The 18,981-nt window shown below is 64.8% G+C and carries 20 protein-coding genes; 7 read left to right on the top strand and 13 right to left on the bottom strand.

The features are described from left to right. Positions 1 to 15: 15 nt before the first annotated feature. Positions 16 to 240: a hypothetical protein gene (locus tag NKH31_RS09485; RefSeq protein WP_254861548.1), complete on the bottom strand. Its 225-nt coding sequence runs from the start codon at positions 238 to 240 to the stop codon at positions 16 to 18. A gap of 150 nt (positions 241 to 390) precedes the next feature. Between NKH31_RS09485 and NKH31_RS09480 the strand changes: the two genes are divergently transcribed. Together NKH31_RS09480 and NKH31_RS09475 are read left to right on the top strand one after the other, a co-directional pair. Continuing rightward, the gene (locus tag NKH31_RS09480) at positions 391 to 1,329 is read left to right on the top strand and encodes an NAD-dependent epimerase/dehydratase family protein (RefSeq protein ID WP_254861547.1); all 939 of its coding nucleotides are present in this window, start codon (positions 391 to 393) and stop codon (positions 1,327 to 1,329) included. Between the two features lie 79 nt (positions 1,330 to 1,408). Next, entirely contained in the window at positions 1,409 to 1,846 is a 438-nt protein-coding gene (locus NKH31_RS09475; RefSeq protein WP_254861546.1) for a helix-turn-helix domain-containing protein, read from the top strand. A gap of 396 nt (positions 1,847 to 2,242) precedes the next feature. Here the strand turns inward: NKH31_RS09475 and NKH31_RS09470 are convergent, their stop codons facing one another. The 11 genes from NKH31_RS09470 to NKH31_RS09420 form a co-directional block, all read right to left on the bottom strand. Further along, complete coding sequence (locus NKH31_RS09470; RefSeq protein WP_254861545.1) at positions 2,243 to 2,998, bottom strand: ABC transporter ATP-binding protein; 756 nt, start codon at positions 2,996 to 2,998, stop codon at positions 2,243 to 2,245. Then, positions 2,991 to 3,764 carry an ABC transporter ATP-binding protein gene (locus NKH31_RS09465; RefSeq protein ID WP_254861544.1) on the bottom strand — a complete coding sequence of 258 codons (774 nt, stop codon included), beginning with the start codon at positions 3,762 to 3,764 and terminating at the stop codon, positions 2,991 to 2,993. The genes NKH31_RS09470 and NKH31_RS09465 overlap by 8 nt, the downstream gene beginning before the upstream one ends. Further along, positions 3,757 to 4,833: a branched-chain amino acid ABC transporter permease gene (locus NKH31_RS09460; RefSeq protein WP_254861543.1), complete on the bottom strand. Its 1,077-nt coding sequence runs from the start codon at positions 4,831 to 4,833 to the stop codon at positions 3,757 to 3,759. Before NKH31_RS09460 ends, NKH31_RS09465 begins: the two co-directional genes overlap by 8 nt. Next, a complete protein-coding gene (locus NKH31_RS09455; protein WP_254861542.1) occupies positions 4,826 to 5,806 on the bottom strand; it encodes a branched-chain amino acid ABC transporter permease in 981 nt (326 codons plus the stop codon). The genes NKH31_RS09460 and NKH31_RS09455 overlap by 8 nt, the downstream gene beginning before the upstream one ends. Positions 5,807 to 6,199: 393 nt before the next feature. Further along, entirely contained in the window at positions 6,200 to 7,369 is a 1,170-nt protein-coding gene (locus NKH31_RS09450) for an acyl-CoA dehydrogenase family protein (protein WP_254861541.1), read from the bottom strand. A gap of 93 nt (positions 7,370 to 7,462) precedes the next feature. Continuing rightward, positions 7,463 to 8,278, bottom strand: a complete 816-nt coding sequence (locus tag NKH31_RS09445) for an enoyl-CoA hydratase/isomerase family protein (RefSeq protein ID WP_254861540.1) — start codon at positions 8,276 to 8,278, stop codon at positions 7,463 to 7,465. Between the two features lie 126 nt (positions 8,279 to 8,404). Beyond that, positions 8,405 to 8,809 (bottom strand): acyl-CoA thioesterase, encoded by a 405-nt coding sequence (locus tag NKH31_RS09440; RefSeq protein WP_254861539.1) that lies wholly within the window; start codon positions 8,807 to 8,809, stop codon positions 8,405 to 8,407. A gap of 21 nt (positions 8,810 to 8,830) precedes the next feature. Beyond that, positions 8,831 to 9,367: a VOC family protein gene (locus tag NKH31_RS09435; RefSeq protein ID WP_254861538.1), complete on the bottom strand. Its 537-nt coding sequence runs from the start codon at positions 9,365 to 9,367 to the stop codon at positions 8,831 to 8,833. A gap of 125 nt (positions 9,368 to 9,492) precedes the next feature. Beyond that, positions 9,493 to 9,909: a Zn-ribbon domain-containing OB-fold protein gene (locus tag NKH31_RS09430; RefSeq protein ID WP_254861537.1), complete on the bottom strand. Its 417-nt coding sequence runs from the start codon at positions 9,907 to 9,909 to the stop codon at positions 9,493 to 9,495. Next, entirely contained in the window at positions 9,906 to 11,075 is a 1,170-nt protein-coding gene (locus NKH31_RS09425) for a thiolase domain-containing protein (RefSeq protein WP_254861536.1), read from the bottom strand. The genes NKH31_RS09430 and NKH31_RS09425 overlap by 4 nt, the downstream gene beginning before the upstream one ends. A 1-nt stretch (position 11,076) precedes the next feature. Continuing rightward, the gene (locus NKH31_RS09420; protein WP_254861535.1) at positions 11,077 to 11,550 is read right to left on the bottom strand and encodes a MaoC family dehydratase; all 474 of its coding nucleotides are present in this window, start codon (positions 11,548 to 11,550) and stop codon (positions 11,077 to 11,079) included. A gap of 178 nt (positions 11,551 to 11,728) precedes the next feature. Between NKH31_RS09420 and NKH31_RS09415 the strand changes: the two genes are divergently transcribed. From NKH31_RS09415 to NKH31_RS09395, 5 genes are all read left to right on the top strand, one after another. Continuing rightward, the gene (locus tag NKH31_RS09415; RefSeq protein WP_254861534.1) at positions 11,729 to 12,949 is read left to right on the top strand and encodes an ABC transporter substrate-binding protein; all 1,221 of its coding nucleotides are present in this window, start codon (positions 11,729 to 11,731) and stop codon (positions 12,947 to 12,949) included. A 402-nt stretch (positions 12,950 to 13,351) separates the two neighbouring features. After that, a complete protein-coding gene (locus NKH31_RS09410) occupies positions 13,352 to 13,597 on the top strand; it encodes a hypothetical protein (protein ID WP_254861533.1) in 246 nt (81 codons plus the stop codon). A 112-nt stretch (positions 13,598 to 13,709) separates the two neighbouring features. Then, the gene (gene rdfA, locus NKH31_RS09405) at positions 13,710 to 14,348 is read left to right on the top strand and encodes a rod-determining factor RdfA (protein WP_254861532.1); all 639 of its coding nucleotides are present in this window, start codon (positions 13,710 to 13,712) and stop codon (positions 14,346 to 14,348) included. Beyond that, positions 14,345 to 16,174 carry an archaea-specific SMC-related protein gene (locus NKH31_RS09400; protein WP_254861531.1) on the top strand — a complete coding sequence of 610 codons (1,830 nt, stop codon included), beginning with the start codon at positions 14,345 to 14,347 and terminating at the stop codon, positions 16,172 to 16,174. The genes rdfA and NKH31_RS09400 overlap by 4 nt, the downstream gene beginning before the upstream one ends. A 42-nt stretch (positions 16,175 to 16,216) precedes the next feature. Further along, positions 16,217 to 17,389, top strand: coding sequence for an acyl-CoA dehydrogenase family protein (locus tag NKH31_RS09395; RefSeq protein ID WP_254861530.1), 1,173 nt, complete (start codon positions 16,217 to 16,219; stop codon positions 17,387 to 17,389). Positions 17,390 to 17,402: 13 nt separating this feature from the next. Here the strand turns inward: NKH31_RS09395 and NKH31_RS09390 are convergent, their stop codons facing one another. Next, a complete protein-coding gene (locus tag NKH31_RS09390) occupies positions 17,403 to 18,929 on the bottom strand; it encodes a class I adenylate-forming enzyme family protein (RefSeq protein WP_254861529.1) in 1,527 nt (508 codons plus the stop codon). Positions 18,930 to 18,981 lie beyond the last annotated feature (52 nt).

Here is an 18,981-nt window from a genome sequence, read left to right as displayed (position 1 = left end):
GCGGAAACGGAACGGTCAGGCCGCGACCGGCTGACGGTCTTTCCCGCCGCGGACGATCGAGAGCGCTCCCTGGGCGGCGAGACCGATAATGGCCCACTTCCAGGCGAGCACGGCCACGCCGAGCCAGATCGCCGCGCGGGTCCGCTGACCCCGCTTCATCGCCCGTCCGGCCTGGTAGATGACCGACACGACGGTGATCGAACGAGTCGTCTTCGAACCGAGGAGTTTCGAGAGTGGCACGTCTCGTCCGTCGAGCCGGATGGGGCTAATCACTCACCCGGGACGTGCAAGCCCGACCGGCGTCGCGGGGCGGCGCCCGTTCGAGACCGGTTCGACGATGCCAGTGAACGGAGTGACCGATTTCAAGTGACCGGGCGACGGAGTGAACGCATGCACGTTGCGGTCACCGGCGGAACGGGATTCATCGGCTCGCACCTGAGCCGGCGTCTCGCGGACGCCGGTCACGAGGTAATCGTCGTCTCGCGCGGCGCGACCGACGCCCCGGACCGACTCGACGCTGACGGCATCTCCCTCGTCGAGGCGGCCGTCGACGACCAAGAGGCGCTGGAGGCGGCGTTTTCGGCGGCTTCGGCCGTCGCCCACCTCGCCGGCATCGCGTTCGAGCGCGGCGACCAGACGTTCGAACGCGTCCACGTCGAGGGAACGCGGGCGGTGCTCGAGGCGGCGCGAGCGACTGACGTCGACCGGCTCGCCCTCTCGAGTTTTCTGAAGGCGCGACCGGACGCCGGCTCGGCGTACCACGAGACGAAGTGGGCGAGCGAGCAACTGATCCGGGCCTCGCCGATCGAACACACCGTCTGCAAGATCGGACTCACCTACGGACCGGGCGATCACGTCCTCACCCAGGTTTCGCGCACGCTCGCGACGGTTCCCGTCTTCGGCCTCGTCGGACGCTCCGAGAAGCGGATGCGGCCGGTGGCGGTCTCCGACGTCGTCGGCGTGCTCGTCGCCGCGCTCTCCGATCGCCGGTTGGCCGATCGGACGGTGCCGGTCGTCGGCCCGGAGACGCTCACGCTCGAGACGTTCGTCCGGCGAATCGGTCGGGCGATCGACCGCGAGCCCCGGACGGTTCGGCTTCCGATCGCCGCCCATCGACTGCTCGCCCGAATGCAAGAGCTGACGATGGAGACGCCGGCGACCGGTCGGTCACAGGTCCAGATGCTCGCAGAGGGACTCTGTACGCCCGAACCAGCCGGGTCGTGGACGGCGCTTCCGTCCGACATCGAGCCGTCGCGGCGGCCGACCGAGGATAGACTCGGCGCGGCGATAGGCGAGGTTCGACGGTTCGGACTGAGCGACCGCCGGTGATCGGTCGAATCGCGACGGGCTCGTGCGGGGCGTGTGAAAGCGAAAGTAAGATAAGTATTGAATTTTAAGTGGCGTGTGTATGACCCGGTCACGTCGGAAACGTATCGAACGTCACCTCGAGCCGGACGACCTCGACGCGCGGTTGGTCGCGGCGGACGATCCCGAGCTGGTTCGCCGACTCTGTTTCGTCAAGAACCTCTACCACGGCGATACGCTCGCCGAAGCAGCGGCTCGCGTCGGCGCCTCACAACCGACGGCCAGCCGGTGGACCGAGCGCTGGAACGCGGACGGGCCGGACGGACTCGTTCCGGACGACCGGCCCGGCCGACCGCCGAGGCTCGATGATGGACAACGGGCTAAGATCGAGGCGCGTCTCGCGGAGGAGCCATCGATGACGGGCCCGGAGCTTCGGGCCCACATCGCCGAGGCGTTCGGCGTCTCGTATCACCCACAGTACGTCTACGAGCTCCGACGAGAACTCCTGCCGGGCGAGGCCAGCCATAGCGACGATTGCTGAAGAAACTACCAGTTCGCGCCAGTAGCCACGGTGAGAGTGGCCGAACGGCCGGTGACCGTGACCCATCGACGCGCCGACCAGTGAGCACCTACCAAGGCCGGTGACGTCGGAGTGGAATCGACCCAATCAGCCCTCGAACCACTCGCTAGACGACTCATCGATCGATTGGGACGGCAGGAGAATCGATCGACCGGCGAGGCCGTTCGCCCGCCGGCGACGGTCAACGAACACCGGCGTTCATCGAGGTGACGGCAGCCGACTGCGCCGTCCGCCCCTGATCGGTGTTGTGATCGATGACACACTGACGGCCATCGAGCCAGGGCCAACCATCGCATCCGGCCGACCGTTAGTATTCATCAATATCTTACTAACGCGAGTCTGGGACCGACTCGATGCTCACATGCCGAGGTAGCGCTCGACGACCTCGTCGTTCTCAAGCAGTTCGTCGCCGGATCCCTCCATCACGATGCGGCCGTTCTCCATAACGTAGCCGCGTTCTGCGAGTTCTAACGTCTGAGCGATGTTCTGCTCGATGATGAAGACGGTAATCCCCTCGTCGTGGAACTGTCTGATGGCGTCGAAGACGTCCTCGATGATCTTCGGGGCCAGCCCCATCGATGGTTCGTCGAGGATCACCAGGCGCGGGTGTGCCATGAACGCCCGGGCGAGTGCGAGCATCTGCTGTTCGCCGCCACTCATCGTGCCCGCTCGCTGGTCGGTCCGCTTTGCGAGTTTCGGGAAGATCTCGTAGACGCGTTCGAGCGTCTCCTCGCGTTTTTCTTTCGCCTCCGAAGAGAGACCGCCGAGTAACAGGTTCTCCTCGACGCTCATACCGGTGAACAGTTCACGGCGCTCTGGCACCTGGACGATCCCGCGCTCGACGATCTCCGACGGGTCGAGCCCGTCGATGCGCTCACCGTCGAAGTGGATCTCGCCGGAGCGGGTCGGGATGAATCCGCCGATCGTCTTGGTCGTGGTCGACTTACCGACGCCGTTCGAGCCGATCAGCGCGACGATCTCGCCGGCGTCGATTCGCAGCGACACCTCGTCTAGGATCATTACGTCACCGTAGCCGGAGACGACGTTCTCCATCGAAAGCAGCGACTGGTCTGGGGGGCGACTCTCCACGTCGGTCTGGGATTGTTCACGCATCGTACTCACCGATGTAACTGTCGATAACCGCCTGATCCGTCTGAATCTCCTCGGGCGTTCCCGTCGAGAGGACGCCTCCCTGATCGAGAACGATGACACGGTCGCTGATCCGGAACATCGCTGCGAGGTCGTGTTCGATCACGACGAGACTCGTCCCGTTCGCCCGAATCCGCTCGAAGATGTCGAGGATGTCGTTCTTCTCACTCGGCGTCAATCCGGCCATAATCTCGTCGACGAGGATCAGTTCGGGTTCGGTCGCCAGGGCGCGAGCCAGTTCCATGATCTTCTGGCTACCGACGGTGAGATCGCCGGCCGATTCGTCCGCGTGGTCGGCCAGATCGACGAATTCGAGCCACGAACGCGCTGTCTCTCTCGCTTTCGACCGGCGCTTTTCGCTCGTGTGCGCGCCGATCATCACGTTCTCGAGTACAGTCAGTTCCTCGATCGGACGTGTGTGCTGGAAGGTCCGGGTCAGTCCGGCGTTCGCGATGCGTTCGGACGGAGCGGTCGTGATCTCCTCACCGTGGAGCCAGACGCGTCCCTCGGAGGGCGTATGAACGCCGCTGATACAGTGAAAGAGCGTCGTCTTTCCGGCGCCGTTCGGTCCGATCAAGCCGACGATTTCGCCGGCGTCGATGTGAACGTCGACGTCCGAGAGCGCCGTTAGCCCGCCGAAGTGCTTCGTAAGCCCCTCCGTTCGAAGGATGGTCTCGCCGGTCGTCTCCTCGCTCGATACGGCTCTCGTGTCGGTTGTTCCGTTACTCATCGGTGTCACCTCCCCGGGTTCGGCGACGGCGAATCACGCCGCGGATCTTCTCCGGCCAGAAGATGATCCCTCGCGGCGTGTAGATCGGGATCAAGACGAGCAAGATCCCGTAGATGATCAGATCGACGCCGGGAACGCCGATCGTCTGACGAAGCACCTCCGAGAGCGGCGTTATCAGGAACGAGCCCACGATCGGGCCGGCCACCGTCCCGAGTCCGCCGATCACGGCCGGAAGGAGCACCTCGACGTTGATGAAGAGGTCGAAGACCGTTCCGGGACGAATGCTCGAAAAGTACATGCTCCAGAACGCGCCGGCCCAGGCGGTGAAGAAGCCGCTGATGGCGATCCCCAGCATCTTGTACCGGTAGGTCGGCACCCCGATACTTCGGGCCGCCTGCTCGTCTTCTCTGATCGCGAACATGTACAGGCCGATCCACGAGCGCTTGATCTGCCAGGCGAGCAGCGTCATCAGCGCCAGGAACGCGAGCGCGACGTAGTAGTACTCCGTGTCCGACCGGAACTGGAAGGCGAGCAACCCGTAGTCGGACGCGTACTCGTTCGGAAGCGGCAGGAAGTAGCCGTTCGGTCCGTTCAGCTCTGGTGAGTTGTTGACGGTGTGGCGGGCGAGTTCGGCGAACGCGAAGGTGGTCAACGCGAAGTAGTGACCCTCGACTTCGAACCGGAACGTGAGCCACCCGATCAGGAGGCCGATCCCCATCGCGATGATCGCACCGACGATCATCCCGATCCACGGATTGATCCCGAAGTCGTTCAACAGCAACTGGGTCGCGTAGGCGCCGGTCCCGAAGAAGACGGCGTGTCCGAACGAGAAGAGGCCGGTGTACCCCGACATGACGTTCCATGCCTGGGCGGCGAACGCGAAGATGACCGTCAACACCAGCATGCGCATCGAGATCCACTGATCGATCGAGACGCCGAGAACGCTAATCGAGATTATCACCGGGAGCGCGGCGAGTAGCCCCATCCCCGTAGCGCCGCGGACGAATCCACGTCGACCATCGCTCAGGCCGTGATAGCGTGCCGTCAGCGTGGCCAGCGGGCTACTCATGGTGATCACTCCCGAAGAGACCGGACGGTTTCAACAGCAGCGTCGCGATGAAGATCAGGAAGATGAGCATCTGGTACATCGTGCGCGGGTAGTAGTACGAGCCGAAGACCTCGACCATGCCGATGATGAGACCGGCGACGATCGCCCCCGGAAGCGAGCCGAGGCCGCCGAGGACGACGACGATGAACGCGTTGATGAGGTAGATCTCCCCCGTGTACGGGTCGAACGGTCTGACCATCGTGATCGCCGCCCCCGCGACGCCGGCCAGCGCGGCGCCGATCCCGAACGTGGTGTAGTTGATCTTTCGCACGTCGATGCCGACGTAGCGGGCACCGACGCGGTTGTCGGCCGTCCCTCTGATCATCCGGCCCATGTCAGTGTAGTAGAGAAAGCCCCAGGTTGCGACCATCGCGATGACGGCGACCACGAGCGAGTAAAACCGGCCCTCGGCGATCGAGATGCCGGCGATCGAGAACGAACCGTAGGAGCCGTGAATCGACTGCGGGTTCGGCGAGAACGCGATTTCGATGAGCGCTTCGATAATGAACCAGAGCCCGAGGGTGATGATGATCTGGCTCTGGGCGGGCGCGTCGATGATGGGTTCGATCGTCGCGCGCTCGATTGCCATGCCGAGTACGAAGAGCGCGACGAACGCGAGCGGAAGCGAAACCAGCGGTGAGAGACCGAACGACGTGAACACAACGTACGAAAAGTACATGCCGATCGCGAGAAACGCCCCGTGGGCGAAGTTGATGACGTCCATCACACCGAAGATCATCGTCAATCCGAGCGCGACGAGACCGTAGATGCCACCCAGCAAGATCCCCTGGACGAGCAGGGTGAACAGGACCGTGTTCCCGCTTCTGACGTCGCTTCCGAGGTCTACCAGCGGGCCGATCGTCCGCTCCCACAGCGTCATAGCCGGTGCGGTTGTAAACGTCGTCGGATCGACGGCGACGGCGAGTTCGATCATGTCGGCTCACCGGATCGGCGTCGACCGACCGCGACGTTCGGCGTCGGTGGGTGAGCTGGCGGGCCGGCCGGACGAGTGGCTCGTGAGCGGTGGGTGAGAGACCGACGACGAGTGCGGTTGACGACCGGCGTTCGCCGGTAACTCGGTTCGCACCCGGCCGGTCGGCTGACCGAGAACCGAGATCGCCGGGCGAGACCGTTCGATTCCACTCCAGAGACGGTCGTGTTCGCGTGACTCATTACGGGATTCCGTGCCCCACGATGGCGTGACACAGAAAAACGATAGCAAGCCACGTATATATTAGTTTTCGCATCGGCACGCGACGAGAGTGTCTCGCTGCAAGACGAGTTACCGTCGGCAGACGGTCGCGACGGGGACGAACGACCGAACACGTCAGTACGACCGGGGAAGTCCCAGCGAGTGCTGGGCGATGTAGTTTCTGATCATCTCTTCGGAAACCGGGGCCGTCCGGTAGTGACGGACTGTTCCCCAGGCAGCGCCGAGGCCGAGTTCGGCGGCAACCGACATCCCTCCGAACGTCGTCATCGCGGCCTCGCACGCCGCCCAGGCGGCCTTTCCTGCCTGCAGGTTCGCGATGTTCGAGATTTCGCCGACGTTGCCCACGTCGTTGTCGTAGCGCCAGGCCGCCTCCCGAGTGAGGTGTTTCGAGGAGACGAGATCAGCGTGCGCGTCCGCCAGTGGGTGCTGGATGGCCTGATGGGCGCCGATCGGTTCGTCCCAGACGACCCGTTCGTTCGCCTGCGCTACCGCCCGGTCGAGCGACCAGCGGCCCATTCCCCACGCCTCGGCGGCAGCCGTGATCCGCTCGGTGTTGAGCGTCGCGAACATCTGGTACATCCCCTCGCCAACCTCCCCCAGAACCTGGTCTTCGGCGAGTCGGACGTCGTCTAGGTGTACGTCGAACGTCCGGTCGCGATAGTAGATGTCGAGTGGAATCTCACTGTACTCGACGCCGTCGGCTTCGGGATCGACGATGAACATCGTCATCCCGTCGAACGGGGAGTCTCCCTCGCCCGGCGGGGCGGTTCGGGCGAGTAACAGCATCCGGTCGGCCAGTTCGAGTCCGGAGATGAACTGCTTGTGGCCGTTGACGACGAACTCGTCGCCGTCTCGCTCGGCGACGGTCGAGATGTTCGCCGTGTTCGACCCGGCGTCTGGTTCGGTGACGGCGATCGCCCACTTGCTCTTGCCGTCGATGATGTCCGGAACGTAACGGGAAATCTGTTCGTCCGTCCCGTGTTCGACGAGGCCGATTCCCCCGAAGATCAGGCTGAGAATGAGCGCCCCGGAGAGTTCCCAGGCACCCTCTTCGGCGAGCGCCTCCATCACGAGAACGACCTCGGTGAGCCCCATCTCCTCGCCGCCCAGTTCCTCCGGAAACGGCAGTCCCAGCCAGCCGCCGTCGGCCAGATCCTGGTAGAGTTCCTCGGCGAATCGCTCGTTCATCCGCACGTCCTGCCAGTAGGACTCGTCGTACTGGCCGGCGATCTCCGAGACGGTCTGTTGAATCAGTTCGTGTTCTGGCGTTAGCTCGAAACCCATGAGTATCGGTGTCGTTACACAGATTCACGCCTCCGGGGTTAAGCGTTGGGTGAGTCGTTCGACGGTCCGTATCAGCGATCGCTCGACGGTGCGTCAGTCGGCGTCGGACGAGCCATCGTCGAACGACGGTGGTCGCCCCTCGCGGAACGCGGCGATTCCCTCCGCGGCGTCGGCGCTCGTCCAGGCTTCCCGGGCCAGTTCAGCTTCGAGGGCGAACGCGTCCGTCATCCGTCGGTCGAGACCGCCCACGACGGACGACTTGATCGCTGCGACGGCTGTCGGACTGTTCGCAGCGATCGACTCGGCGACGGTGCGGGCCCGGTCTCGGACGTCCGCCGAGGGGACGACCTCGTTGACCAGACCGGCCTGGCGGGCGTGTTCGGCGTCGAATCGATCGCCGGTCAGCAGGTACTCCATCGCTCGACAGTAGGGCACCTGCCGCGGCAGGCGAACCGTGGCACCGCCGGCGGGAAACAGCCCCCACCGCGGCTCCTGGTGGCCGAATTCGGCCGACTCGCCGGCGATCCTGATATCGGTCGCGTGGAGCAGTTCCATCCCGGCCCCGATGCAGGCACCGGTGACCGCCGCGACGATCGGCGTCGAAATCGACTCGTACCGAAGGGCGAAGGCGAACAGTTCGTCGTCCGGCCCGAACGACTCGTCGTCGATGTCGTCGACGTACGCTGGAATCAGCTCGTCGATGTCGCCGCCCGCACAGAAGTCGCCATCGGCACCGGCGACGACGATCGCTCTGATCTCCGGTCGCTCCTCGGCCGCCCGAATCGACGCGAGAAACGTCTCTACCATCTCGCGGGTGAGCGCGTTTCGACGCGACGGACGGTCGAAGACGATGGTCGCGATCGGTCCCTCGGCAGTGTAACGGACGGTTCCACCGTTCGAAGCCGTCATTGACGCGACTGGGTGGCGAACGGTGTTGAATCTTTGGACCACTCGAAGGCGATCGGTTCCGGGCTCGCGGTTGGAACCACTCGGTTGAATCGGCGCGCGTCGGTCAACAGTACGCGCCTCGGGATGTCAATCGTCCGCCCCGAGCGCTTCGAGCGCGACGGCGAGGTCGTCGGGGACCGCGATCGGGTCGAACGACTCGAGGTCGATCAGTGTCTGGACCTGCTCGCCCTCGGCGACGACGTCGCCGTCGACGGTACACTCGAATGCGAAGCGAACCGACGTCTCGCCGACAGTCGGCGTCACCGCGATCGTCACCGTCTCGCCGAGTCGGATCGGCCGATGGAGGTCGGCCTCTGCGTGGACGATCGGCATCCCGACGGCGTCTTCGAGCATCGTCGCGAACGGGTAGCCGGCCGCGGCCATGGCGTCCTCGACGGTCCGGACGAAGCGATCGAAGAGTCCAGGATAGTAGATCACGCCCGCGAGGTCGACGTCGCCGAAGCGAACCGTCCACTCGTGTTCGAGGCTCATCGGCGAGCAGGTCGCGTCGATTCAGCCATCGATCGGCCAGTCGCGCCCGGCGTCTTCGGCCGTCTCCCGGGTCTGCATGACGCCGTCTTCGACCTCGTACGGCGAGATGAGTTCGATCAGGGTACCGTGGGCGGACTTCGGGTGGAGGTAGGTGTAGACGTTGTCGCGCTCTGCGCGCGGATCCGATCGCCAGGGTTCGTCGCCGACGGTCGCGAAGCCGAGTTCCGAGAGCACCTCGAAGAACTGGGCGAACTCGCTCTTCGGTTCGACCCACATGCTCACGTGGTGGATCCCCTCGCCGTTTTGTTCGAGGTAGCGTCCGATCGCACCTTCGCCGACCGTCCCCGGCTGCATGAGTTCGAGCATGACGCCGTTACCGGAATCGAGGTAGGCGAATCGAATCTCCTCGACGACGTTTCCGTCGTCGTCGTACTCTTTGCCCGGATCGATTCGGTGGACCTCGGCGTCGTCGCCGAGCAGCGACTCGAACGTCTCGACCGCTTCGTCCAGATCGGTAACCGCGATACCGACGTGGTCGATACCTACGACTTGTGGCATACAGCCGCTTCAAAGCGAGCGACTCACAAAAGTGTACGCCTCCCGGCTACGCTCGAACGAATCGACGTCAGGCAGCCGTCAGTTTCGGGACGAAGTCGGGCCGGTCGGCCACCCGAACGAACCGCTCAGTCGACCGGCTCGAACACCGGGATCGCCACGTCGTCACGGTCGGTCGGGACGAACCGGACCGCGACTCGGTCGCCGATCGAGAGCGCCGACGGGTCGGCATCGACGACGTTGGTGATCAGTCGCGGACCCTCGTCGAGTTCGACCTGGGCGACGATCAGCGGTCGATGTTCGTCTGGCCAGCCCTCGATGCGTTCGGGTGAAGCGAACGTGTAGAGCCGGGCCGTGCCCGCGGCCGTGGTCGTCGATACAGCTTCAGAGAAGCAATCAGGGCAGTGGGCCCGCGGGTAGTGAAATACGGCCTCGCACGCCTCACAGGTGCCGACGAGCAGATCACCGTCGGCGGCGGCCGCCCAGTATTCGGCAGTCTCCGGCGTCACGTCCGGCACCGGGCGGGGCTCCCACGCGTCGCTCACGGTTCGGTCCCCCCGAGCACGAGCGTCGACGCGCTGTGTCTCGTCCCCAGGACGCCGCCGGTGCCGTGGGCGAGCGCCACGTCCGCGTCGACTTGCACCGGCGTGGCCGCCTCGCCACGCAGTTGGCGGACCGCCTCGATGACCTTCGTCATGCCACCGCGGTTACCGGGATGGTTCGAACAGAGGCTGCCGCCGTCGGTGTTGAACGGGAGGTCGCCGTCGGGCGCTTCGAGCGTCCCGCCTTCGACGAACTCGCCGCCGGCACCCTTCTCGCAGAATCCCAGATCCTCGAGTGCGAGCAAGACGGTGATGGTGAACGAGTCGTAGATCGAGACGTAGTCGACGTCGGCCGGCTCCAGTCCGGCCTCCTCGAACGCCCGCGATCCCGACTCGCGTGCGGCCGTCCGCGTCACGTCGGCGCGCCCGCCGTCGCGGTGGCCGATCGCCTCGCCGTGGCCCAGAACGGGAACCGCCTCCCGGTCTAGCTGTGAGGCGACCTCTTCGGAGACGACGACCAGGGCACCGCCGCCGTCCGAGATGACACAACAGTCGAGGAGGTGGAGCGGCTCGGCCACCGGCGGCGAGTCGATGACGTCCTCGACGGTGACCGGGTCGGGGTACATCGCGTCGTCGTTGTACTGGGCGTGGCGGGACGCAGCGACGCGGATCGCCGCCAGTTGCTCGCGCGTCGTTCCGTACTCGTGAGCGTGGCGACGCGCGGTCATCGCGTACTGTGAGATGGGCGTCGAGCCGTAGATGCGCTCGAAACTATCTTGCATCGTCCGGAGTTCCCGAACGCCGGAACCGGTGGCTTGCGCCCGCGAGCGCGGTCGACCTGCGAGAGTGATCAGCGCGACGTCGCACGTGCCGTCTCGGATCGCCGAGACCGCGTGGCCGACGTGGCTCAGGTAGGACGAGCCACCGACGTCGGTCGAATCGACGAACGAGACGTCGAGTCCGAGGTAGTCGGCCATCGTCAGCGGCTGGAGCGCGAAGGTGTACTCCGGGACGCCCGCCGTCAGGTAGCCGTCAACGTCGACGAGCGAGAGGCCGGCGTCGTCGAGGGCTCCGCGAGCGACCGCCGCGTGCAGTTGCATCGTCGACGTCTCCGGCGCCTCGCGTGTCGGGTGTTCGTACGCCCCGGCGATGTAGGCGTCAGCGCCCATCTCAGTCGCCACCCTTGCGCTTTTTTACCAGGATCTCGAGTTCGCCCTCGAGAACCTGTTCGTCGTTCTGGTTGAAGACGCGAGAGGCGAGGGTGACGATCCCCTTTCCACCCTTGTCTTCTTTCTCGCTCACTTCGAGTTCGGGATAGATCGTGTCACCTTCGAATACCGGATTCAGAAAGCCCGAGGACTGGTTGAGAAACGCGATCGCCGACTCGTGGAGATGGTCCGAGAGCGAAGAGGCACCGACGATGGTGAACATCGTGATCATCATGCCGTGGGCGACCCGGCTGTCGAACGGGGTTTCTTCGCGTGCGTAGTGTTCGTCTAGGTGGATCGGGTGGAAGTCGCCGGTGAGGCCGGCGAACGTGACGAAGTGTGTGTTCGTGATCGTCTTCGAAGGGATCGCGAACGTCTCTCCGACCTCGATCTCTTCGAAGTACCACTGCTCGGCCGTGGGTTCACGCCGTGTCATTCTGGGTTGACCATTGGCTGGTACTTACATAAGCGTTCAGTCCGCGGAACGTTCGATCCACCGCGGGGAGACCGGATCTGCGAGCGAACGAAGTCCCGTGACTGTATGCTGTCGAGACGGTTATCTGTCGATTTGACAAAAGTTTTATCCCCTCATACTCGTTAGCACACACCTGAAGATGAGTGATCGCACACCTCACACAACCAGACGTACATATCTCGCCGCGACCGCAGGGGCGGCGTCGATAGCTGCACTCGCCGGCTGCATGGGCGAAGACGACTCCGACGCGGTAGTCATCGGTTCGAATCATCCGTTAACGGGAGACGTCGCCCGCGACGGCAATCACGCGAATGAGGCCGTTAAGCTCGCCGCCAAACACAAGAACGAAAACGGCGGGATCGAATCGCTCGACGGCGCGGAGATCGAAGTCGTCGAAGGCGACAATCAGGGCGCACAGGAACTCGGCGCCGAGATCACCACCGAGCTGGTAAACGACGGCGCGGACATCGTCCTCGGAGCCGTCACCTCGCCGGCGACGATGTCGGCGACCCAGCAGGCAGACCGTGAACAGGTTCCGTTCGTCGTGACGGTCGGCTCCGATCGAGACATTCTGACCGGTCGCGGGCTCGAGTACGCCTACCGACCGCAGCCTCACCAGTACGGTCAGGCGGTCGACTTCGCCGAGTTGCACCCCGAGGCCATCCGAAACGCCGGCGGTACGTTCGATACCATCGGCCTGCTGTACGTCGACAACACGTTCGGACAGGAGACCGCCGATGGGCTTCGCGACCACCTCCCCGACGCAGGCGTCGAGATCGTCGAAGAGCAGTCCTACCCGTTCGGCCCGGCGAGTCTCGATACGCAGATTACCGCACTCGAACAGGCCGATCCGGACGCCATCAGCATCACGTCGTACGTCCCGGGCGGTCAACTCGCCATCCAGGCGATGGAAGAACAGGACTACTGGCCGGACCACATCGCCTGTTGCACCTCGACAACGTTCGCCGACGACGACATCTTCCAGGAACTCGGCGATTCGGTCAACGGACTCACCAACACGATCACCACCGTCGACCACTCGCTCGATCGCTACGGCGAAATCTCGGACGACTACCTGGAGGAGACGGGCGATCAGATCGGCATGGTCGGGGGGATCTCGTATGCGGCGACGGAAGTCGCGATCGCCGCGATCGAGGAGGCGGGAAGCACCGATCCGGACGACGTGAACGAGGCGCTCTCGAACATACGCGTGGAAGATCACCTCCTCGCGATGCCGCCGATCGAATTCAACGATGACGGCGAGAACGAGAACGCGCTGACGCCCGTCAACCAGATCCAGGACATGAACAGCGAGATCGTCTCGCCCGAGGAGTACGCGACGTCCGAACTGCAGCTCTAACGGCTCTCGTTTTACTCGATCGGATCGAGGATCGACTCGTCGCCGAGCGAATAGCCCGTGGTCCACGCCGAACCACTCGCCTCGATCCGATGTTCGAGCGGTCCATCGGTCGAGCACCACTTCACAGGAGAGTTGATCCGGTGGCTCAATCCGGATTCGATGGCTCGGCCAGATCCGCCAGCACGAAATCCAACTCCCGGTCTTTGATCGGCAGAAAATCAACTACGCCCGGCCAGTCTATAACACCCTAAGTTCGTTATTTCACTTGGCAGAGTCCTGATCACAGTGACGGACGTCGGCAAACGTGCGAAGATATACCAAACCAGTCGACGGTGGCGTGGGGTCGGGTATCGAAACCCGTACGACCGATAAGCCATCCTCGCAGGTTCAACCGCCCCGTTTATGATCGTGGACCGGCCGTTCGAAACGGGAGATGGCATCGCCACGCTGGTCGAGACCGGTTATCCCGACGCCCACGATGTCGTCGGGCTGGACTGGCCGCCCGCGTCGGTCGGCGAAGCGCCGGTTCTCGCGTTCTCCGGTCTCGACGCGCAGAGCGTCGCCGTGAAAGACCGGGGGTCGGAGTTCGACCTCGTCCCCCTGGGCGGCGACCGAGCGATAGCTTCCGTCACCGGGAACGTAGGGTGACGAACGAGAGTGGTAGCTCCGAGTTGACGGGAGGCTCGTGCTGAGCCCAGTTCGTATGCCCGAATCGACCGAAGCGGACACTATTTATATCCACAACGACATGACTCGGCCAATGACCGACTACGGCTGCAAGGTGTGTCGCGTGCTGGACGAACGCGAGCTAGAGGGATACGACGAAACGTTACTCGATCGGTGGCTCGCCGACGGTCCGGGTCGTATGGGCTATCGCGCGCTGGCCCGGTGGCTCAACACGACGATGCTCCGTCGAGAGATGGACATGGCCGGCCTCACGACACTCGGCGACGAAGCGGCCTCGAAGTACGATCGGCTCACGGCGGACGACGACACCGTTTCCGCCGAGGTTCGGTCGTCGCTCCGGACCGACGGGGTTCCGATCGACGAACTGGAAGCCGATTTCGTCTCCTACGGCGTCGTTCGAACCCACCTCACCGAGTGTCTCGGAGCCGAACGCGACCCGGAACCCGACTCCGATTGGGAACGAGACGCCCTCTCGATCACGCGCCAGCACGCCGAGACGAAGGCGGCAGAAGCGATCCGATCGCTCGAAAACAAAGGCGAACTCGAAGCAGTCGGTGACATCTCGGTCAACGTCACCTTCGAACTCGAGTGCGCCGAGACCCACCGGACAGTGGCGCTAGAACGAGCGCTCCGTCGCGGCTACATCAGCCGGCCGGAGTCAGACAGCGCCGACCTGGAGGCGAGCGTCTCGACGGGAGGTGACGGCTCGTGAGTGACCTCGAACTGACCGTCGAGGACGTCGGCGGCATCGATCGGCTCACGTTCCGGACGGGCACCGGCGTCACGCTCGTCGCCGGGCCGAACGCGACGAACAAGAGCTCACTGCTTCGCGCCGTCCTCTTCGGCGTCGGGGCCGACGACGTCACCGTTCGGACGAACGCCGACCGGGCCCGCGTCGAACTCGAGATCGACGGTGATCGCGTCGAACGAGTCGCCGAGCGGACCCGGCACGGCCTGTCAATCGAGGGAGCGGGCCACGTCACCGACGACCGCGAAACGCTGCTTCTCGAACGCTTCGCCGGGCTCACCGCGACGAACGCGCTCCGTCGAGCGATAGACCGCGGGGACGACGTCGAGAACCTGTTGACCGAGCCACTCGACGTCGAGACGCTCGAACGCGAGCGCCACGAGAAGCTCGACCGAAAGCGCGAACTCGAACGGACGATCGGCGAACTCGAGGGAACGACGGACGAGATCGAACGGGTTCGGGACGAGCGCGAGCGCGCCATCGAGCGACGCGACGAACTCGACGAGGAGATCGAACGCCTCGCCGCGACACAGCGATCGACCGACGACGAACTCGAATCGCTCCGAGAAGAGCGCGCCGACCGAATCGCAGAGCGTGATCGACTCCGCGAGCGCGTTCGAGAACTCGAAGGGTCCGTCGACCGTCTCGACGAGCGCGTCGACGAGCGGGCCGAGGAGCTCACCGAGGCCGAGGCCGCGGTCGAAACCGAAGACCTCGACGAACTGACGCGCGAGCGCGAGCGCCTCGAAGCCGAACTCGAGACGATCGACGAGCGCCTCGAGGTCCTCCAGTCGGTACTCTCGACGAATCGGGAGATGCTCGAATCCGGCGCCCGCGGCTCGCTCGGGTACGAGGCCTCCCTCTCGGGCGACGCACTCACTTGCTGGACGTGCGGCTCGGACGTTCCGGTCGAAACGATCGAGGAGACGACCGACGAGGTGGCCGATCTCGTCGAAGCCGAAAAGGAGCGCCGTCGCGAGTTCACGCCCGAGCTCGACGCGGTCACCGACGCCATCGATGACGCAGAACGCGCCCGGCGTCGCGTCGAGCGCTGCCGGGAGGAACTCGCCGACGCCGAGCGCACGCGCGACGAGCGCCGGTCGTCGCTCGAGAGTCAACGCGAACGGCTCGAAACCGTTCGAAATCGGGTCGACGAACTCGACGCCGAGATCGCCGACCGGGAGGCGGAGACGGACGCCGAGGCGGACGGCGAGCTCGAACGGGCCCGGATCGAGCGCGAAACCGCTCGCCACGAGATCGACCGGCTCGAGGACCGAATTACCGACCTGGAGGGCGACCAGGATCGCCTCGAAGAGGCGCGTGAGGCGATCGAAACGCTCTCTTCGGAGATCGCGACGCTGACCGAGCGGATCGAGAGCCGCGAGCGCGAGCTGCGCGAGGCGTTCAACGACGCGATGGACGACCTCCTCGGGGCGCTCTCGTTCGAGCGGGTCGAGCGGGTCTGGCTCGACGGCGACTTCGACGTCGTGATCGCCCGGACCGTCGACGGCGCCGTCCGCGAGGATCGACTCGAACACTTAGCCGAGAGCGAGCGCGAGATGATCGGGCTCGTCCTCGGACTGGCCGGCTACCTCGCCTACGACGTCGCGGAGATCTCGCCGGTCGTCACGCTCGACTCGCTCGGCGCGTTCGACGCCGATCGAACCGCCAGCCTCGTCGAGTACTTCGCAGACCGGACGCCGTATCTGCTGGCGGCTGTCCACCCGGAACAGGCGACCGAGTTACCGTACGAACAGGTGTCGCTCGAGGCCGAGCGGGTTTCCGACTGAGCCGGCGCAAACCTCTAAGGGGATTTAGCACGCATCGGCCGTATGGACTTCTCGGAGTCGCAAACCCAGTCGCTCGTCCGCGAGATGGTCAGGGACGTCTCGACCGAGTTCGATCGAGCGTACTGGGTCGAACACGTCGAAACGGGCCGGTTTCCGCGAGCCTACTGGGATCGGCTGGCCGAACAGGGACTCGTGGGTGCGGCCGTTCCCGAAGCCTACGGCGGCGAGGGAATGGGCGTTCTCGAACTCGCGTTGATCGTCGAGGAACTCGATCGGGCGGGGGCGGGCGGACAGGCGGGCGTCCTCTTTACGCTCACGCCGGTGTTCGGCGGAGTCACGCTCGCCGCACACGGAAGCGACGACCAGCGCAATCGCTACCTGCCGTCGATCGCAGACGGCAGTGCGATCTTTTCGCTCGGATTGACGGAACCGAACGCCGGGACGAACACGCTCCGGCTGGAGACGACCGCCGACCGTGACGGGAACTCGTTTTTGATAGACGGGACGAAAACGTTCATAAGTGGGTTCGAGACGGCGGACGTGTTGGTGCTCGCCGCCCGGACGAGCCCGTACGAGCCGGCCGATCCCACACACGGAATCACGACGTTCCTCGTCGAGAATCCGTCGGACTGTCCGGCGATCGACGGAACCGCCCTCGACACGCAGGTGCCGTGGGCCGAGCGCCAGCATCACCTCTCCATCGACGGGCTCTCCGTTCCGGCCGAGTGCGTCCTCGGCGAGGTCGACGCCGGCCTCGACGTCCTCTGGTCTGCGATCAACGTCGAACGGATCGCGACGGCGGCGGGTTCGCTCGGCGTCGGCCTGCGGGCGATCGACCTCGCGGTCGAATACGCGAACGATCGGACGGTCTTCGACGAGCCGATCGGCGCCCACCAGGCCATCCAGCATCCGCTCGCCGACGCCTACGCCGCGCTCCACACCGCTCGCCTCGCGACGTACGAGGCGGCCTGGCGCTACGACCGGGGCGAATCCGCCGCGACGGCGGCTAACGTCGCGAAGCTCCGGGCGAGCGAGGCGGCGACGGCGGCGGCCGACGCGGCGATCCAGACCCACGGAGGTAACGGCTTCACCCGCGAATACGAGGTCTTCGACCTCTGGCAAAACGCTCGTCTCTGGCAGACCTCGCCGGTCGCAAACGAGATGGTCAGAAACTACCTGGCAGAACACGAACTCGGCCTCCCCCGATCGTACTGAGCGTGACTTCCGACTACTGGTAGGTCGACCGACGCTTCTTGCCGGCACCGGTCCGATCGATCGCATCGACGAACTCGTAGGCTTTCGGGCGCTTGAAATCGGCGAGTTCGTCCGACGCCTTGCAGTGGGCGTCGAGTTCGTCGGCGGTCGCGTCGCCGGCGACGATCGCCGTCACTCGCTGGCCCCACTCGTCATCGTCCTCGCCGACAGCGATCGCGGCGTCGACGGCTTCGTGACGCTCTAGGACCTGTTCGACTTCGACGGGCGAGATGAGTTCGCCGCCGCTTATGATCATCTCGTCGGTCCGTCCGGTTATCTCGAGGTAGCCGTCGTCGGTCATCACGCCGAGGTCGTTCGTGTAGAACCAGCCATCAGAGATCGCCTCACGCGTCGCCGCGGCGTTCTCGTAATAGCCGGGAAAGAGCTGGTCGGTCCGCATGATCACCTCGCCCGGGTCGCCCTGCGGAACGATCGCCTCCGGATCGGCGTGGCCGGCCGATTCGGGCTCGACGATGCGGATCTCAACGCCGGGACAGGGGCGTCCGACGGTTCCGGCCTGCGCTGGAAGGTCGGTCGGGCGCAAGACGGTGTCGACACCGCTCTCCGACGAGCCGTAGAGGTTTCCAATGTTCGGGGTCAGCGATTCCTGGAAGCGTTCGACCTGGCCGTCGGCCAGCACCTCGCCGGTGTGATACCAACCCACGATCGACGAGAGGTCGCGCTCTGTGGCGCTCTCGTGATCGGCGAAGCGCTCGGTCAGCGTTGGAACGCTCATCACGTGGGTAATACCGTGATCCTCGATCGCGTCGAGACACTCGCCCGGATCTGGGTGTTTGGCGACGACGATCTCCGCGCCAGCCATCACGGACGCGCGGATCGTGATGTCGATCCCCGCACCGTGGTACCAGGGTAACAACGCCAGAAACGAACTCTCGGCGTCGAGTGAACACGCCGTGATCGAGGTGCGAGCGCGCTCGCGGCCGCTCTTGACCGAGTGCATCACGCCCTTCGGACGGCCCGTCGTTCCGCTCGTATAGAACATGTACGAGAGGTCGTCGTTCGTCCGCTGAATCGGTGGCGGGGTTTCGACGGTGCCGCTCGCTTCGAGCGCCTCGTACGTCTCACCGTCGACCGGGTCGTGACCGACGCCGATCCGATCGGCGTCCCTGGTCGCGTCGGCGAGCGACCCCTCGACCAGCTCGGCGATTTCGTGGTCGTAGACGAGCGCTTGCGGATTCATGTGATCGACGATGTAGCGGACGTCGCCGGCCGAGAGTTGCGTGTTCACCGCGACCGGGACCGCACCGAGCTTGTGACAGGCGTACATCGTCACCGGGAACTCCTCGGTGTTAAAGAGCGCGAGGCCGACGCGGTCGCCGTCGCGGATGCCGCGGTCGTGTAGCGCGTTCGCCACCCGGTTCGCCCGTTCGTCGAACTCGCCGTAACTCATCGACTCGCCGGTGTCGGCAAAGCGGATCGCCGTCTCGTCGGGACGCCACGTCGCGTGACTCTCGAGAAATCGTCGCTGGGGCGGAATCATGTCTCACAGACGGGCGATGATCGTGATAAATATTGTGCCACCGGTCGACTCT

The organism is Halovivax gelatinilyticus (assembly GCF_024300625.1).
Lineage (GTDB): Archaea > Halobacteriota > Halobacteria > Halobacteriales > Natrialbaceae > Halovivax > Halovivax gelatinilyticus.
Note: the sequence above shows the minus strand (reverse complement) of the source record. Positions and strands in the feature narration are given on the sequence as shown.

Bases quoted from the DNA above. Each gene is read 5' to 3' on its own strand.
- NKH31_RS09480 (WP_254861547.1), top strand. From the start codon at position 391: ATGCACGTTGCGGTCACCGGCGGAACGGGATTCATCGGCTCGCACCTG.
- NKH31_RS09475 (WP_254861546.1), top strand. From the start codon at position 1,409: ATGACCCGGTCACGTCGGAAACGTATCGAACGTCACCTCGAGCCGGAC.
- NKH31_RS09470 (WP_254861545.1), bottom strand. From the start codon at position 2,998: ATGCGTGAACAATCCCAGACCGACGTGGAGAGTCGCCCCCCAGACCAG.
- NKH31_RS09465 (WP_254861544.1), bottom strand. From the start codon at position 3,764: ATGAGTAACGGAACAACCGACACGAGAGCCGTATCGAGCGAGGAGACG.
- NKH31_RS09460 (WP_254861543.1), bottom strand. From the start codon at position 4,833: ATGAGTAGCCCGCTGGCCACGCTGACGGCACGCTATCACGGCCTGAGC.
- NKH31_RS09455 (WP_254861542.1), bottom strand. From the start codon at position 5,806: ATGATCGAACTCGCCGTCGCCGTCGATCCGACGACGTTTACAACCGCA.
- NKH31_RS09450 (WP_254861541.1), bottom strand. From the start codon at position 7,369: ATGGGTTTCGAGCTAACGCCAGAACACGAACTGATTCAACAGACCGTC.
- NKH31_RS09445 (WP_254861540.1), bottom strand. From the start codon at position 8,278: ATGACGGCTTCGAACGGTGGAACCGTCCGTTACACTGCCGAGGGACCG.
- NKH31_RS09440 (WP_254861539.1), bottom strand. From the start codon at position 8,809: ATGAGCCTCGAACACGAGTGGACGGTTCGCTTCGGCGACGTCGACCTC.
- NKH31_RS09435 (WP_254861538.1), bottom strand. From the start codon at position 9,367: ATGCCACAAGTCGTAGGTATCGACCACGTCGGTATCGCGGTTACCGAT.
- NKH31_RS09425 (WP_254861536.1), bottom strand. From the start codon at position 11,075: ATGGGCGCTGACGCCTACATCGCCGGGGCGTACGAACACCCGACACGC.
- NKH31_RS09420 (WP_254861535.1), bottom strand. From the start codon at position 11,550: ATGACACGGCGTGAACCCACGGCCGAGCAGTGGTACTTCGAAGAGATC.
- NKH31_RS09415 (WP_254861534.1), top strand. From the start codon at position 11,729: ATGAGTGATCGCACACCTCACACAACCAGACGTACATATCTCGCCGCG.
- NKH31_RS09410 (WP_254861533.1), top strand. From the start codon at position 13,352: ATGATCGTGGACCGGCCGTTCGAAACGGGAGATGGCATCGCCACGCTG.
- rdfA (WP_254861532.1), top strand. From the start codon at position 13,710: ATGACCGACTACGGCTGCAAGGTGTGTCGCGTGCTGGACGAACGCGAG.
- NKH31_RS09395 (WP_254861530.1), top strand. From the start codon at position 16,217: ATGGACTTCTCGGAGTCGCAAACCCAGTCGCTCGTCCGCGAGATGGTC.
- NKH31_RS09390 (WP_254861529.1), bottom strand. From the start codon at position 18,929: ATGATTCCGCCCCAGCGACGATTTCTCGAGAGTCACGCGACGTGGCGT.